Here is a 16513-nt window from a genome sequence, read left to right on the forward strand (position 1 = left end):
CTAACTAATTTACTCAATAGCGAAACAATTTGCATTTTTTAAAGATACTCAGACTAATAATTTAAAGGAGTTTAAGCATGATTTACAGTGGCCAAAACATCAAGCTCAATCAGCTTGATAACCAGCTAGCCGAATTAGTTTTGGACTCAGCCAGCTCAGTGAACAAGTTTGACCAAACCACTTTAGCTGAATTTGAAACGGCTTTAGTTCAGGCTCAGCAAGCAAATGTAAAAGGTTTATTGATCCGCAGCGAAAAACCAGCATTTATTGTTGGTGCTGACATTACAGAGTTTTTAGGCAAATTTAAACTACCGATTGAAGAGTTAGGTAAATGGTTAAAACATGCAACCGATATTTTTGATTTATTAGAAGATTTACCTTTTCCGACAGTGAGCGCAATTAATGGTTATGCATTAGGTGGCGGCTGTGAAGCTATTTTAGCAACAGATTATCGAATTGCAGATAATACCGCTCGTATTGGTTTACCTGAAGTAAAACTGGGGATTATGCCCGGATTTGGCGGCACAGTTAGAATGTCGCGTTTAATTGGTGCGGATAACGCAATGAAAGTTATCACCACTGGGCAAGAACAGAATGCCAAACAATGTTTAGATCTAGGCATTGTCGATGCTGTTATTGATACGCAAGATAAAACTGAGCTGCATCAGGCAGCGCTTGAATGTTTACAAAAAGCAGCAAGTGGTGAGTTTAACTGGCAGGCTAAACGTGCACCGAAACTCACAGCATTAAAATTATCGGCAACTGAGCGAGCAATGAGCTTTAACTTAGCCAAAGCTATGGTATTTCAGCAAGCTGGAAAACATTATCCGGCACCTATGATGGCAGTTAATACGATAGAAGCTGGCGCCGAATTGAGCCGCAGCGAAGCCATGCTAATTGAAAATAAAAACTTTATTAAGTTGACGCAAACACCTCAAGCCAGAGCATTGGTTGGTGTATTTTTAGCCGATCAACAAATAAAAAGTCGGGCAAAACAATTAAGCAAAAATGTAGAGCCACCAGCACAAGCCGGTATTTTAGGTGCAGGCATTATGGGTGGCGGTATTGCTTATCAATCGGCTTATAAAGGTATTGGCGTTTATTTAAAAGATATTAATCAAGCCGCTTTAGATCTAGGCATTACCACAGCAGCCCAGCTTCTGCATAAACAGGTTGAACGCGGAAAACTTACACCCGAGGCCATGTTATCAACACTGACCAGTATCAAACCTAGCTTAGAAGACAATGTTTTAAAACAGACGGATATTATCGTTGAGGCCGTAGTAGAACGTGCAGATATAAAGCAGCAAGTGCTTCAACAAACAGAAGCTGTGATAAACGACGACTGTATTTTAGCGTCAAATACTTCAACTATTTCAATTACTGAGTTAGCTAAATCACTGAAACGTCCTGAGCAATTTTGTGGAATGCACTTTTTTAATCCGGTTCATCGTATGCCTTTAGTTGAAGTGATTAGAGGACAACAAACTTCTGAACAAACCATAGCCAAAGTAGTTGCTTATGCCAGCAAAATGGGTAAATCAGCAATTGTAGTTAATGATTGCCCCGGCTTTTTTGTTAACCGGGTTTTATTCCCTTATTTAGCGGCATTTAATCAGCTATTAACCGACGGTGCTGATTTTATTCAAGTAGATAAAGTGATGGAAAAACAATTTGGCTGGCCAATGGGACCTGCTTATTTGTTAGATGTAATTGGCTTAGATACAGCGCTACATGCCCAAAAAGTAATGGCACAGGGGTTCCCACAACGTATGCCGTTACCCGAGCTAAACTTGCTAGAAAAACTCAATCAGGCAAATCGTTTAGGGCAAAAAACCAAACAAGGTTTTTATCAATACCAAAAAGATAAAAAAGGCAAACTGCAAAAACAAACAGATGAATTTGTTCACCAGCTATTGGCCGATCATCAAATAAAACCACAAAGCTTTTCAGATGAAGACATTATCAACCGTTTAATGCTTCCGATGTTAAATGAAACCCTGCGCTGCTATCACGAAGGCATAGTTGAAAATGCAGAAGCGGCTGATATGGCGCTGATTTATGGTTTAGGTTTCCCACCATTTAGAGGTGGTGCATTCAGATATATCGAAAACATTGGACTGGATAATCTAATCAAACAGGCAGAACAACTTGCTGATTTAGGTGCTTTGTATCAATTACCGGATGAAGTAACCCAAAAAGCCGGACAAAACTTTACCTATTTAGCGAATTAATTTAAGCCTTGAATGGAGAAAAAATCATGAAAGACGTTGTCATTGTAGATTGCATTCGCACCCCGATGGGACGCTCCAAAGGCGGTGTATTCAGAAACGTACGAGCTGAAAATTTATCAGCTCATTTAATTAAAACCTTATTAGAGCGCAACCCAGATGTACCACCAAACGAGATTGAAGATGTGATTTGGGGCTGTGTGATGCAGACTCTGGAGCAAGGTTTTAATATTGCGCGTAATGCCAGTTTATTGGCTGGTTTACCTAAGTCTGTTGCAGCAGTTACCGTTAACCGTTTATGTGGCTCGTCAATGCAAGCCCTGCACGATGCCAGCAAAGCCATTATGTGCAACATGGGTGATATTTTTATTATCGGCGGGGTTGAACACATGGGTCATGTGCCTATGACGCATGGAGTCGATTTTAATCCGGCTCTGGCTAAAACCACGGCATTAGGTGCCGGCTCTATGGGGCTAACCGCTGAACTTTTAGGTCGCCAGTTCCAAATAAACCGTGAACAACAAGATGCTTTTGCTTGCCGCTCTCACCAAAAAGCGCACCAAGCTACATTAAATCAGGCATTTAAAAATGAACTGATTCCAACTTATGGCCATGATCATTCGGGTAACTTAACTTTAGTCAATCAAGACGAAGTGATTCGCCCAGAAACCGACATGCAATCACTGGCGAAATTAAGACCGGTATTTGATCCACAAAATGGCACCATTACCGCTGCAACCTCTTCCGCTTTATCAGATGGCGCTAGTGCCATGTTAGTCATGTCTGCCGACAGGGCTAAAAGCTTGGGGCTAAAACCCATAGCTAAAATTCGCTCGATGGCAGTTAGCGGCTGTGATCCGTCAACTATGGGATATGGCCCTGTACCTGCTACTCAAAAAGCATTAAAACGAGCAGATTTATCATTGAGTGACATAGAATATTTTGAATTAAATGAAGCGTTTGCTGCACAGAGTTTAGCCTGCGTAAAAGCATTAGAGCTAGAAGATAAAATGGAAGATAGAATTAATATTCACGGCGGAGCCATTGCGTTAGGCCATCCGCTTGGTTGTTCCGGCGCGCGCATTAGTACCAGTTTATTAACGGTTATGCGCCAGCAAGATGCAAATTTAGGCTTAGCCACTATGTGTATTGGTTTAGGGCAAGGAATAGCAACCGTTTTTGAGCGCTTAAATTAAGCGCTCAAACCACACTACTTGTTTTACGACAGTATTTTTAATAAGACTTGTTAAACAACATCAGTCTAACTAATATAGCCATAGTTATAACCTTTCATACTGAAACAGGGAATATGATGAAAAAATTATCTTCACTAAAATACGCAATCGCCGCAGCTTGCCTAGTGGCAGGAAACGCACAAGCAGATACCATTTTAGGTTTATACGCAGGTGCTCAATACTGGCAAGTGGAGCCTGATGGAAAATTTGGTAATGCTGAAGACAATCAAGCAACGTTTAATTTTGATGATGAAGCACAAGGCTCTTTTTATATCGCTTTTGAGCATCCTGTACCGTTAATTCCGAATATTAAATTGCGTCAAACCGAATTAAAAGTAGGTGGCTCAGGTAACGTTAATTTTGAATTTGACGGAACACAATATAGCGGCAACGCTCAAGTTGATGCCGATTTATCAAATACTGACTTAATCTTGTATTATGAAATACTAGATAATGGCTTAGCCAGCATTGATTTTGGTGTAACCGTTAAAAATATTGATGGTGAAATTGTTGTTAGCGATGAAAATGACAGTTCAACAGAGGAAATAAGCGGTTACGTACCTATGGGTTATTTAGCGGCTAAAGTTGGTTTACCTTTAACGGGTTTGGCAATTTATGGTGATGTCAGTGTACTTTCAATTGGCGATCATAGTTTAACAGATTATCAAGCAGGTTTAGCTTATACTTTTGTTGATAACTTAGCTGTGGATATGAGTGCTCAAATTGGTTATCGCAGCTTTAAATTAGAGTTGGATGATTTAGATGGTATTTATTCTGACTTAGAGTTTTCTGGCATTTATGGCGGACTTGAAATTCATTTCTAATTAAGAAATTCGTTAACCCAATCTGATTTAATGAAATGAATCAACAAAAGCAGCTTAGGCTGCTTTTGTTTTATGCTGAATAAGAGGCTATTGAAATCTATAATCAGATAATAATTGAGCGGTTTTTTCTGTTATTTGATTAATTAAAGCAGACTTTTCATTTTGCTCAGCAACTAATTTAGCTTTAACCAAGTATTCTATTTTTTCCGCAACACCAGCCGCCTGCTCCGCTTTGACTAAAAAGTTTTCAGCGTTTGGGCTTTCCTCCACCTTTAAGCTTTTATCTATCTCAGTTTTACTGGCAACTAATTTAGTTTTTAGCTCAGTGTTATCCGGCATTATTTGACTCATTAAATCAAACCAAAAATAGGCGTTGGCATACTTTTGCTGAATAAAAAAGTTATCCGCTCTGGCATTTATCCTAGCCGATAAAAACATTTTTAATGCATTAAGCTGAACCGCATTTTTAGCAAAGTTGTAGTTTTTTGCTTCCTGATAGCCTAAATAAGCTTTATATAAGTAACCATCGGCTAAATAACCATTGCTTTTACTAATAATTGTAAGCTCTTTATTTACTTTTATCCGTTTGATTTTAGATAAAATATTGCGGTTATTGGGCGAGTAGTTTAATGCTTTATTGTATAAAGCCTCTGCTTTTTGCCACTGTTTTTTCTTTTCTGCTTTGCCAGCCTGAGCAATATAATATTCTTTACTGTTTCGTATTTTAATCTGCTCAAGCAATAGTTGAGCCTGCTCATTACCTGCATCTAATGCTAATATCTGCTCTGCCTGTGTTTTAGCTTGCGAAAATTGAGCTTGATTCAACGCCTGTTTAGCATTAATCAAATAGGCGTTTACAGCTTGAGTTTGGGTTTGTTTTAGAACAGACTCACTTTGGCGATAATTTGGATAAAAAACTTGTAATCCCTGCAACAATTCAATTGCCTCAGCCCAGTTCTGCTGCGCAATTTGAGATTGGGCTGATTCAAACGCATTTTGCGCTTTTGCGTTAAAATGAACTCTTTGCTGTTTTAATTGGGTATAAAATTGATTTGCTGTACTTTGATCTATTTTTTCAACTTTTTTAATTGCCGCTATAGCAGTATTAAAATCATTAATATGTGAGGCCTCTCCCGCTAATACATTTTGCACAGGCGCAATAATTTGTTTAATCATCAAGCCTTGTACTTGAGCTAACTTAGCCTGATAAGCAGCGTTGTTTGGTTCTTTTTCAAGCGCTTGTTCAAAATAATGAATTGCCTGCTGATAATTTTGCTGCTCGGCCAACTGCAAGCCCTGCTCGTATTCCGCTTGTCCGTTAATAACACAGGCAGTCAACAGGGTTAAGATAAGTGCAGAGAAAGCCAACTTGGTTTTCATTATAACTCCAAGAAAATGTCAATTAGATATTTAGCCAAAACTCAAGATAACAAATTATTTTTAGCATTTTGGCTATTTAAAATTCGGGCTGAATTATACCGATTGTGAGGCGAATGTCTGTCTTGAAAATAAAAAACAGCCAATGCCTTAACAGTTTTGCTAAAGAATTGGCTGTTTCAAAAAGGATGAATCCCCTAAAGATTGCTCTCAGGTTGTATCAAAATAAATTAACGGGTTCCGTAGATAACCATAGTTTTGCCATGTGCTTCAATTAACCCTTGTTCTTCAAGGTTTTTCAAAACACGACCAACCATTTCACGTGAACAGCCTACAATTCGGCCAAGTTCCTGACGGGTAATTTTAATTTGCATACCATCAGGGTGAGTCATGGCGTCTGGCTGCTTACATAAATCTAATAAAGTAGCAGCTACACGGCCAGTTACATCTAAAAAGGCTAAATCTACAACTTTTCGTGATGTTTCTCTTAACCTTAATGCTAATTGGCTAGATACTCTAAATAAAATATCTGGATTTTCTTTGCAAAGGCGTCTGAATTTTTCATAACTAATTTCAGCAACTTCGCATTCGCTTCTAGCTTTTACGGAAGCACTGCGGGCTTGTTGCTCATCAAACAAGCCCATTTCACCATAAAATTCACCAGGATTTAAATACGCTAATACAAGCTCTCGACCTTCTTCGCCTTCCATAGTGACAGAAACTGAACCATCTAATAATAAATAAAGTGATTTAGGTTCGTCACCCGCATGAATTATTGTACTTTTTGCTGGGTATCTTTGGCGGTTACAATGCTTAATAAAAGCTTGTAATTGTTCATCATTTGCTACATGAAAAGGTATGCTCATAACAAGTTCTCTTATTGTTTGAATTATTCATACCCAAGCATCTTTGAGTGGCTGGGGTATACAAATTTAACTTACTCTTTTATACAAATACAAGTTTATTACTTAAACGCAATGTTATTTTTATAAAAACGAGCATTAGTACTATTTTTATCGCTCAATAGATCTTTTCTATGCTAAATTAATTCTGCAAGTCATAAAAGTAATATAGACTCGCAATATACTTATGGTTGTGAGAAAGTATTATACGATCCTGTTTTAATTACAAAACTTATCAATTTCTAACCAAATCGCTCAAGGTAGTTGCACTTTCAATTAAAATAAAGTGCAGAGCAAATATACACTAGGAGTTTATATGGAAACTGTCACTACATGGTTTGAAGATAATCAAGCCCTTTTACTCAGCTATGCAATCAGTTTAATTACCGCAATTTTAATCCTGTGGATTGGTTTTAAAATTGCTCGCCTTGTTTCATCAAGCGTCAGCAAGATGTTACAAAAAAAATCTATTGACCCAGCTGTTTCATCTTTCATTGCCAGTATAGTTCATGCTTTAGTAGCTGCCGCTGTAATTATTGCCTCATTAAGCCATGTTGGTGTGCAAACCGCTACTTTTGTTGCCATATTAGGTGCTGCTGGTTTAGCTATCGGTTTATCTCTACAAGGCTCATTATCTAATTTTGCTTCTGGTATTTTAATCACTGTATTTCGTCCATTTAAAGCTGGCGATTTCATTGAAGCTGGCGGCGTAGCTGGTTCAGTTAAAGAGATTCAAATTTTCTCAACGATTATGACAACCCCTGACAATAAATATGTTGTTGTACCAAATGCTCAAATTACAGGTAGCCCAATTACTAATTACTCTCGCCATGATACCCGCCGTTTAGATATGGTAGTTGGAGTTTCATACTCAGCAGACTTACAACAAACTGAGACCCTGCTAAAAAATATTTTAGATTCGCACCCAAATGTTTTAAAAGAGCCTGGTTATACCGTAGCAGTGAGTGAGCTAGCCTCATCATCAGTTAATTTTGTGGTACGCCCTTGGGTAAAAACATCTGATTTCTGGCCAACTAAATTTGAATTAAACAAAACGATTAAACAAGAACTGGACAAGGCTGGTATTGGTATCCCATTCCCACAAATGGATGTTCACTTGTTTAAACAAGATTCTGAAAAGAAAGAAGATAAATAAGCAGTAAAAGAGGAAATATAAATTAATGAAATTACTTAAACTAGCGTGCTTAAGTAGTCTTGCATGTGCAGTATTTACTGCGCATGCTGCAGAACCTTTAACAGCAGAAGTCGAATTAGGGGTAATTGCTACTTCAGGGAATACTGAAAGTACATCTTTAAAAGGTAAGCTGAAAATTACCCAAGAACTTGAAAATTGGAAAAATAATTATCAACTAGATACTTTATATAAAAAAGATGAAGTTACTGTTGAAGACGATGCGGGTAATGATGTAACCGAAGAACAAACAACCGCACAAAAGCTGTTTGTTTCTGCTCAAGGTGATTATAAGCTTAATGATGAACATGCAGCTTTATTTATTTATGGCTCATATACAGATGATAGATTCAGTGGTTATGATTACCAAAGTGTAGTAGCGGCTGGTTACACTGATCAATTGTTTACAACTACCAACTCGTTTTTAAAATATGATATTGGTCCTGGTTATACATTTAATGAGACTGATGACGGCGAAAAAAATGAATCCGCCATTGTACGCCTGGCGGCTGAGTATCAGTATAAATTAAGTGCCAATGCTAAGTTTTCTCAACTATTGAGTACAGAAGCTGCTTTAGAAAGTAGTGAAAATACCCGAACTAAGTCAGAAACGTCTGTTTCTGCTAATTTGATGGGAAATCTTAGTATGAAAGCGGCTTATACTGTTATTCATAATAGTGAAGTACCAGCTAATAAAGAGAAAACAGATACAATGACAAGTGTTACGCTTGTTTATATCTTTTAATTCGCCAAAATAGCATATCTAAGCCAAACCTCCGTTTGGCTTTTCTTTCTTTTTTCAATCATTATCACTCAATAAAACGCCAAACAATCAATTATAATTTTTATTATTGATTGTATTAAATTTTATGCATATTTATTTTGCAATATGAGCAATGTTCATTTTATAATCAAAAGCATATAAAGTAAGACTTTTAATTTACAGTGACGTAACTAAAAGCTAATAATAACTAAAACAAAATCAAACAATGTCACTCAAAAAATTATTTTTTCTGATTACAGTTTACCTTTTGATGTTTCCAATTATGGCTAATGCCAATATTTTAATTGGATTTTCAGGCTATTATGGACACAATAACAACCTTCTGCGTGATAACAATTCAATATCGACCCATGTTCAATCTCTCAATATAAAATTAGGGTTTGAACAAAACTGGCGGCTCTACCAATTTAATTGTGCAACGAGCTTGACCGATACTCAGTACCAATCCTCTGAACAAGATAATACCCAACTTAAGCAGTTCCAATGTTTAAATGAATACAATCCAACTGAAAACCAAAATATTTCGCTCAATTTATCCAGCCAAAATTATGATGAAACCCGCGGTACTGGTATTAGCAGAAATAATCCAAACATTTTAAATCAGCCAGATAATCTAACCGACAATCATGCCAAGTTAACCTACCAATACCAAACCAGCCAATCGCAGGGCATAAAATTAGGTATAGCGCTAGGTCATCAAGATAAACAGTATCGATCTAAACGGCTTATTGCGCTGCAAAATAATCGAACCCAAAATGAATTTGATCTGAGTTTTGGCTATTTATTCCAGCAAAATACTTACGGATTTATCCGTTACAGCATTGCAGATAATCAATTTAGTGATGCTCCTAGTCGAGATAACCAAGATCAGATTATCGCACTTGGTTTATCTTGGCAGGCAAGTGCGATGACCAGCTTTAAAGCCGAAGCTGGGCAACAAAATAAAAGTTATCAGCAATCTGCTGATACTCAATCTGAATATTGGTCACTCAGTGCAAGCTGGTCTCCAAAAACCTATTCAACCTTTACACTAAGTAGCTTCAATCGACAGCAAAGTAGTTTATTAACAGATAGTAATACCCAACAAAATCAAACGATTAGTTTAAACTGGCAGCATCAATGGAGTAGCCAACTGTCTAGCCGAGTATTGTTATCTACCCAAAAAATAGAGCAACTTGCAGTTAATAATCGACAAGAACAAAAAGATAGCGCAGGCATCGGCCTTAACTACAAAATTAATTCGATATTGAGTAGCGAACTCAACTGGCAATACGAGAAAAATCAGGACAACTTAAACCAACTCGATTACCAGCAGCAAATTATTGGGTTAAGTTTAAAAGTTGAGTGGGCCAGTTAATGCCAACATTAATTTATTTAGCGCGACTCATCAGCCTTATTTTTATTATGTTGTGTGGTAACAGCTTGGCGCAAACTAATGAGCAAAAAATTACTGGTTATCAATTATCTGCCGGAGACAGTATTAGCATCCATGTTTTTGGGCAGGATGATTTAACGGTAACCGCTAAATTAGATGATAAAGGGCTGATTAATTACCCTTTTATTGGCAGTGTAAAAATAACCGGTAAAACCACAGAGCAAATTCAGCAAGAGATTAGTTCAAAGCTTAAGCAAGGTTATTTAGTTTCACCTCAGGTGCATGTATTTGTAGCTGAATATCGCCCATTTTATGTGCATGGTCAGGTGAAAAGACCGGGTGGGTTTGCTTATCAACCGGGTTTAACTGTGGCAATGGCAATTGCACTTGCTGGTGGGCTAACCGAGCGAGCATCCAGCAGTTGGTTTATTAAACGAGCCACAATTACCGCTGAGTTTGAGGTCACCGAACTGGATTTATTATACCCAGGCGATATTTTAACTGTAAAGCAAAGCTTTTTTTAACCATGACTCAATTAGCCGATCAGGACGAAATCGACTTAACTCAATTATTTTCTCTGCTCTGGTGGCGAAAGTGGCTACCTATTAGTTTTAGCATCCTTTTTATTTTAGCGGCATGGCTATACGCGGAAAACGCCACCAAAAAATATACAGCTCAAACCACATTGCAAATAGGTTTAGAGCAAGCAAATCTTGTCTCTATTGATGATATATACGTGCTTGAAGCTCGTAATAAAGAATATTACAGCACTCAAATTGAGTTATTAAAATCGCGCTCTATGCTGCAAAGAGTCATAACCAAACTCTCGCTCACCTCAAACAAGCTCAACCCAATTATTAAAAAACCAATTGAACAATATTTGCCTTTTCTCAGTAACGCAGCTCAAGCTAACGACAATTTACCTAACAACAGCTCAGCGTTAATTAATCAATTGCAACGCATGATAAAAATCAGCCAGATAACGGGTAGCCAACTCATTAATATTAGCGTGACAGCAACCCAACCCGCTCTGGCGCAGCAAATTGCTAATGCGCTTGCCGATGTTTACATGGAATACCATCAAGACTCACGCAGTCAGGTAAACGATAATGCAACCAATTGGCTAGTCACTGAGCTTTCACAGTTAAAAAGCAAATTAGAAATTGCCGAACAGAGTTTACAAACTTACATTCAACAGGAAGACCTTGTCGATTTAGCTGGGGTATTAAGCCTAAAAAGTAAAGACATAGAAACGCTTGCCCAGCAGCAATTACAAATGCAGCGTCAGGTTGATGAATTAAAAGTGAAATATGATGCGATTCAGGCCACTCAAGATCCGATCTTATTATTGCTGTCTAATGCGATTCCAAGCAATGCATTAGTTGAAGCAACTCATGGCGCACTCACTCAGCTAAAATTAAAACTAGCGGATTTAGCTTTAGTTTATGGTCCAAAACATCCTAAACATATTGCCCTGACAGAAGAAATTAAAGCAACTCAATTTACCCTTAATCAACAAATTAAAACGTTAATTCAAGGTGTTGAATATCAATACACAACAGCTTTTAAGCAATTAAACCAAATAAAACGAAGCTTTGAGCAGGCTAAAAATGAATTTCAAACCCTGACCATGCAGCAAAATCATTATCGTAGATTGCAACGCGAAGTGACCGCCAATCAGGAATTATACGATACCTTTTTAAAGCGCTTACAAGAAACCAAAGCGACTAAAAATATGGAAAAAGCTTTTGCCAATATTGTCGACTATGCCGAGCTAAACCCAATACCTGTCAGCCCGAAAAAATCATTAATTTTAGTATTAGCCAGCTTACTAGGCGCCATGCTGGGTGTCTTCTGTATTTTTATTATTGAGTTTTCCCGCAAAGGTATTCGAGATAAAGAAGAAGCCAGCCAAATAACCAATTTACCGGTTTTAGCTGAAATACCACAAATTAAACGGCGCACAGTTAACAACTCAGCGTTATTGCATCACGAATTATTTAATAACGAATATTACCTTGAAAGCATTCGCACCCTTAGAACCCGCCTTAAAATGAACTATGAGGGCGCGAATATTCTGGCGATTACCTCAGCTATGCCCAGTGAAGGTAAATCTACATTAGCTCTTAATTTAGCTAAAACGTTTGCAGAAATGGAAAAGGTGTTGGTAATAGATGCTGATTTGCGCAAACCTTCAATGGCACAAAAACTGGAAGTCCCAACCAACCGTGCTGGTTTGGTCGAACTGATGTCTGGTCAATATAAATTATCTCAATGTTTATACCGCGATAAAACACTCGGATTTGATGTATTAACCGCAGGAGCACCTTGCGATAACCCAAGTAAACTTTTGCTCTCTGCTGAGTTTTTAAAGCTATTAAAAGCATTAGCTAAACATTACGACCGAGTGATAATAGAAACCGCACCCGTTAATTTGGTTGCGGATGCGCAGGCTATTAGCAAAGTAGCAGATGGTATTTTATTTGTTGCCCAAGCCGATAAAACGCCAAGAGGATTTATCAGCAATGGCCTGCATTTACTTGAACAAGTGAATGCTAACTTACTTGGGTTAGTGCTAAACCAAACTAAACAAAAACTATCTCGCTATCAATACCGCCAATATATAAAACCTGTCGTAGAAATATTACCAAGCGATAATAATATTATCGCGATGCCTAAACGCTTTATTGATATCAACCACAATGAGCTGGAGTTAAAACGACAGGAATTATTAGCTCAATATCAAAAACTGGATAAAAAGCCACGCCGTTTAATAGAGTTAAAAAAGCGAATCAATAACCGTAATTAAACGCGAGCGTGGATGTATTTAAAATAGCTAAAAGCAAAAAATAACAAGGCTTAAAACAAAATAGGCCGGATATCTTATCCAGCCTATTTTTCATCACTGTAAAATTAAAGCGTTATTTATTCTTTAGCTTTCAATTTTTAACTCTCAACCTCTAACTACGACTCTTTAACCACATCTACAAAGTAGCAGGTTTTTCCGTCTACCTCTTGTTTGATTAAACCATGCACATCTGTTTCAAAGCCCGGTAATGCAGTATTAAAGTCACGGGCAAATTTAAGGTATTGAATAATAGTTGGGTTAAAACGCTCACCCGGTACCATTAAAGGAATTCCCGGTGGGTAAGGCGTTACTAACATCGCGGTAATTCGCCCTTCAATTTCATCAATTGATACCCGTTCAACTTCTCTGTGTGCCATTTTAGCCCAAGCGTCAGATGGGATCATTGCGGTTTCAATATCCGATAAATACATTTGAGTAGTGATACGTGCAACATCATATTGTTTGTACATCTGATGAATACGTTGACATAAATCACGTAAACCCACTCTTTCGTATTGTTTGTGTTTTGCCACAAACTCAGGCATTACCCGCCACAAAGGCAAGTTTTGATCATAGTCATCTTTAAACTGTTGTAATTCAGTCACCATTGAATTCCAACGACCTTTGGTAATACCAATAGTGAACATAATAAAGAATGAATAAAGACCGGTTTTTTCAATAATAATGCCATGTTCTGCTAAATATTTACTGACTATAGCCGCCGGAATACCCATTTCATCAAAATCACCATTTAGGTTTAAACCCGGAGTGATAATAGTGGCTTTAATTGGATCAAGCATATTAAAGCCAGATTCAATCTCACCAAAACCATGCCAGTGATCATCAGTATGGATTACCCAATCATCACGTTCACCAACCCCTTCGTCAGCTAGCTTTTCTGGGCCCCAAACTTTAAACCACCATTCATCGTCGCCAAACTCTTCATCCACTTTGCGCATAGCACGGCGAAAATCAATCGCTTCTAATAAAGATTCTTCAACCAAAGCACGACCACCCGGCCCTTCCATCATAGCCGCAGCAACATCGCAAGATGCGATAATTGAATACTGAGGGCTGGTCGATGTGTGCATTAAATAAGATTCATTAAAACGATAAGTATCTAGCTCACGGTTTTTACCGTTTTGTACCAGAATTTGTGATGCCTGCGATAAACCAGCCAACAATTTATGAGTAGACTGAGTCGCAAATACTAATGCATCATCAGCACGCTCACCTTCGGCACTAATTGCATGCATATCTTTATAAAATTCATGGAAACTAGCATGCGGCAACCAAGCTTCATCAAAATGCAGTGTATCAACCTGATTACTTAATAAAGATTTAATTTGCTCAACGTTATATACCACCCCATCATAAGTGCTTTGGGTAATGGTTAAAATTCTTGGCTTTTTGCATTTAGCATTACGCGCAAAAGGATTAGCCGCAATTTTTTTCTCGATAGACTCTAAGGTAAATTCTTTTTTCGGAATAGGACCAATAATGCCGTAGTTATTTCGAGTTGGCATTAAAAATACCGGAATCGCTCCCGTCATAATAATCGAGTGTAAAATCGATTTATGACAGTTACGGTCAACCACCACAATATCACCTGGCGCGACAGTTGAGTGCCAAACAATTTTATTTGAGGTAGACGTACCATTGGTCACAAAAAACAAATGATCACAATTAAAAATACGCGCAGCATTTTGCTCACTAGCCGCAACCGGACCGGTATGGTCAAGTAACTGGCCTAGCTCATCAACCGAGTTACAAACATCGGCACGCAGCATATTTTCACCAAAAAACTGGTGAAACATTTGCCCAACCGGGCTTTTCAAAAACGCAACCCCACCCGAGTGTCCCGGACAATGCCATGAATACGAGCTATCTTCAGCATAATGAACCAAAGCATTAAAAAACGGCGGCGCTAATGCATCCATATATTTTTTAGCTTCGCGGATAATATGGCGAGCAACAAACTCAGGCGTATCTTCAAACATGTGAATAAAACCATGCAACTCGCGCAATACGTCATTAGGAATATTCCGCGACGTTTTAGTCTCACCATATAAAAATACTGGAATATCTGAATTGCGTTTACGTACTTCACTAATAAATTGACGAATAGGGGCTACTGCCTGTTCGATATCGGCCTCTAACCCTTCACCAAATTCTTCGTCATCAATAGATAAGATAAAACAAGAAGCACGGCTTGATTGCTGTGCAAATGCGCTTAGATCGCCATAACTGGTAAAACCAATCACTTCCATACCATGCTGGCTGATTGCGTCAGCTAAATCACGAATACCTGAACCTGAAATATTTTCAGAGCGAAAATCCTCGTCAATAATAATGACCGGAAAACGAAATTTCATATTAATTGCCCTATTAGTTAGTTCCAAAATATATTTGCAGTAACACAGTTAAATTTTGGCCAAATAAGGTCTGCAAAACTGGGAAGGGTAGTTACAGATTTATCAGTTAAGCAGACGGCGTTGCACTACAAACATTTCTACTATACCCAAGATATATCAAGATGCTAGTTTAAGAATTATTTGTTGTACATAAAAACAGCGATTTACAAAGGTAAGTCGCCTACCCGACCGCTCTGCTCTGATACGAAAGAATTCAGCATTGAACGCCAGCTTGTCTGGCGCGCATTAAATCACTTTTGAGTTAAATGAAAAGCTTTTTTTAATTATTTTAATAAAAATTTAATTGAGTTGATGAGTGAAATACTAAGCATTCAACAAGGGTTGTCAAGGTAGAGCAAAAGAGTTAAGTCATAGCTCCTACTTTAAAGGCTCTATATTACACCTTAGTTCAGTCTAATTATTAATCACCGCCACTGGCAAGCCCCGTCAAACTATAACCTCGATGCATATGCACAAAATTTTCATGTTTTAGGTGTTTCGGCTTTGGATCAACAACCGTCTTAATCTCTTTAAAGATTTGCTCAGAGGATGCTTCGGTTATCAACTCACAAAATATTTCTTTATCCAAATACATTGCAAGTGCATAGACTGAGTATTTTTCGTTTAATTTATGTCTTTTAATAGATGATATAATTTGTTTTTTGTTACACCCAAAACTTTTACCATAATCTCTAATGAGGCATTTATATAACTTAGTATGATACTGTTTAATGGCTTTATTTTTAGTGTAACGCTCAAACATAACTAAACCTTATTAATAAATCCAACCTTATCAGGGACTAAGTTATTAAACTCTTTAGACCAAGGAACTATTAAATTATGCTCAGTATTGAGGATGGCTATTCTAGCTTGAGATGAGTTTTCTTGTAGTTTAATCGAATAAATTAAATCCCAAGATACTAGAATTGCCCCCTTTCTTCTGTAGCACCAATAAAATAGAGCAAGACCTTGTTTTGTGGCTTTAACCCACATCAATTGGTCTACTACATCAATAAAACCAAAACCTCTGATCCATTCTTTTTCTTCTGCTTTATCAAGCAAAGGTGAAGGTAAATTAAAGTTAATTTGATCAGTTAATATCAGATCAATATTTTTCCTTCTTTTATATAGACCACCTCTGGGATTAAATCTAACAATAACAAACAAAATTACAAACGTTAATGCAGCAACCCAGATTTGACCACTCAGCCAATAAGCTAACAAACTTAATGTTACAGTAATTAAAAGCATTTTTATAAATACAAAAATGTATCTACGAGGAGCTATATTTTTCATATTAGAATTTTGAAGCCATGTAGGTTGGGTCGAGC

The 16513-nt window shown here is 37.6% G+C and carries 13 protein-coding genes; 8 read left to right on the top strand and 5 right to left on the bottom strand.

All coding sequences use genetic code 11. The features are described 5' to 3' along the window. The first annotated feature begins 77 nt into the window (after nt 1-77). The 3 genes from fadB (at nt 78) to N7931_RS13200 (ending at nt 4290) form a co-directional block, all read left to right on the top strand. On the top strand, nt 78-2234 hold the full coding sequence (gene fadB / locus N7931_RS13190; protein ID WP_262794704.1) for a fatty acid oxidation complex subunit alpha FadB: 2157 nt from the start codon (nt 78-80) through the stop codon (nt 2232-2234). Between the two features lie 26 nt (nt 2235-2260). Continuing rightward, on the top strand, nt 2261-3427 hold the full coding sequence (fadA, locus tag N7931_RS13195) for an acetyl-CoA C-acyltransferase FadA (protein ID WP_262794705.1): 1167 nt from the start codon (nt 2261-2263) through the stop codon (nt 3425-3427). 116 nt (nt 3428-3543) lie between these two features. Further along, on the top strand, nt 3544-4290 hold the full coding sequence (locus N7931_RS13200; protein ID WP_262794738.1) for a TIGR04219 family outer membrane beta-barrel protein: 747 nt from the start codon (nt 3544-3546) through the stop codon (nt 4288-4290). 87 nt (nt 4291-4377) lie between these two features. On the opposite strand, the gene N7931_RS13205 is transcribed toward N7931_RS13200, so the two are convergent. Both N7931_RS13205 and crp read right to left on the bottom strand, forming a co-directional pair. Next, nucleotides 4378-5670, bottom strand: coding sequence for a tetratricopeptide repeat protein (locus N7931_RS13205; protein ID WP_262794706.1), 1293 nt, complete (start codon nt 5668-5670; stop codon nt 4378-4380). 227 nt (nt 5671-5897) lie between these two features. Further along, nucleotides 5898-6533 carry a cAMP-activated global transcriptional regulator CRP gene (gene crp / locus N7931_RS13210; RefSeq protein ID WP_262794707.1) on the bottom strand — a complete coding sequence of 212 codons (636 nt, stop codon included), beginning with the start codon at nt 6531-6533 and terminating at the stop codon, nt 5898-5900. A 352-nt stretch (nt 6534-6885) separates the two neighbouring features. Here crp and N7931_RS13215 point away from each other — a divergent pair, with 352 nt between their 5' ends. The 5 genes from N7931_RS13215 to N7931_RS13235 all read left to right on the top strand — a co-directional run bounded on the left by N7931_RS13215 (nt 6886) and on the right by N7931_RS13235 (nt 12729). Next, nucleotides 6886-7725, top strand: a complete 840-nt coding sequence (locus tag N7931_RS13215) for a mechanosensitive ion channel domain-containing protein (protein WP_262794708.1) — start codon at nt 6886-6888, stop codon at nt 7723-7725. 25 nt (nt 7726-7750) lie between these two features. Beyond that, a complete protein-coding gene (locus tag N7931_RS13220; protein WP_262794709.1) occupies nt 7751-8506 on the top strand; it encodes a YdiY family protein in 756 nt (251 codons plus the stop codon). Between the two features lie 289 nt (nt 8507-8795). Next, a complete protein-coding gene (locus N7931_RS13225) occupies nt 8796-9902 on the top strand; it encodes an outer membrane beta-barrel protein (RefSeq protein ID WP_262794739.1) in 1107 nt (368 codons plus the stop codon). Then, entirely contained in the window at nt 9902-10444 is a 543-nt protein-coding gene (locus N7931_RS13230; protein WP_262794710.1) for a polysaccharide biosynthesis/export family protein, read from the top strand. Before N7931_RS13225 ends, N7931_RS13230 begins: the two co-directional genes overlap by 1 nt. 2 nt (nt 10445-10446) lie before the next feature. Next, nucleotides 10447-12729, top strand: coding sequence for a GumC family protein (locus tag N7931_RS13235; RefSeq protein WP_262794711.1), 2283 nt, complete (start codon nt 10447-10449; stop codon nt 12727-12729). 155 nt (nt 12730-12884) lie between these two features. Here N7931_RS13235 and N7931_RS13240 read toward each other — a convergent pair whose 3' ends face one another. The 3 genes from N7931_RS13240 to N7931_RS13250 form a co-directional block, all read right to left on the bottom strand. Next, entirely contained in the window at nt 12885-15143 is a 2259-nt protein-coding gene (locus N7931_RS13240) for an arginine/lysine/ornithine decarboxylase (protein WP_262794712.1), read from the bottom strand. A gap of 460 nt (nt 15144-15603) precedes the next feature. Beyond that, nucleotides 15604-15945, bottom strand: a complete 342-nt coding sequence (locus N7931_RS13245) for a DUF6559 family protein (protein WP_262794713.1) — start codon at nt 15943-15945, stop codon at nt 15604-15606. Nucleotides 15946-15947: 2 nt separating this feature from the next. Beyond that, nucleotides 15948-16478 (bottom strand): hypothetical protein, encoded by a 531-nt coding sequence (locus tag N7931_RS13250; protein ID WP_262794714.1) that lies wholly within the window; start codon nt 16476-16478, stop codon nt 15948-15950. Nucleotides 16479-16513 lie beyond the last annotated feature (35 nt).

Origin of the sequence: Catenovulum sp. 2E275 (assembly GCF_025515275.1) — a bacterium.
Classification (GTDB): Bacteria; Pseudomonadota; Gammaproteobacteria; order Enterobacterales; family Alteromonadaceae; genus Catenovulum.

Bases quoted from the DNA above. Each gene is read 5' to 3' on its own strand.
- fadB (WP_262794704.1), top strand. From the start codon at position 78: ATGATTTACAGTGGCCAAAACATCAAGCTCAATCAGCTTGATAACCAG.
- fadA (WP_262794705.1), top strand. From the start codon at position 2,261: ATGAAAGACGTTGTCATTGTAGATTGCATTCGCACCCCGATGGGACGC.
- N7931_RS13200 (WP_262794738.1), top strand. From the start codon at position 3,544: ATGAAAAAATTATCTTCACTAAAATACGCAATCGCCGCAGCTTGCCTA.
- N7931_RS13205 (WP_262794706.1), bottom strand. From the start codon at position 5,670: ATGAAAACCAAGTTGGCTTTCTCTGCACTTATCTTAACCCTGTTGACT.
- crp (WP_262794707.1), bottom strand. From the start codon at position 6,533: ATGAGCATACCTTTTCATGTAGCAAATGATGAACAATTACAAGCTTTT.
- N7931_RS13215 (WP_262794708.1), top strand. From the start codon at position 6,886: ATGGAAACTGTCACTACATGGTTTGAAGATAATCAAGCCCTTTTACTC.
- N7931_RS13220 (WP_262794709.1), top strand. From the start codon at position 7,751: ATGAAATTACTTAAACTAGCGTGCTTAAGTAGTCTTGCATGTGCAGTA.
- N7931_RS13225 (WP_262794739.1), top strand. From the start codon at position 8,796: ATGTTTCCAATTATGGCTAATGCCAATATTTTAATTGGATTTTCAGGC.
- N7931_RS13230 (WP_262794710.1), top strand. From the start codon at position 9,902: ATGCCAACATTAATTTATTTAGCGCGACTCATCAGCCTTATTTTTATT.
- N7931_RS13235 (WP_262794711.1), top strand. From the start codon at position 10,447: ATGACTCAATTAGCCGATCAGGACGAAATCGACTTAACTCAATTATTT.
- N7931_RS13240 (WP_262794712.1), bottom strand. From the start codon at position 15,143: ATGAAATTTCGTTTTCCGGTCATTATTATTGACGAGGATTTTCGCTCT.
- N7931_RS13245 (WP_262794713.1), bottom strand. From the start codon at position 15,945: ATGTTTGAGCGTTACACTAAAAATAAAGCCATTAAACAGTATCATACT.
- N7931_RS13250 (WP_262794714.1), bottom strand. From the start codon at position 16,478: ATGAAAAATATAGCTCCTCGTAGATACATTTTTGTATTTATAAAAATG.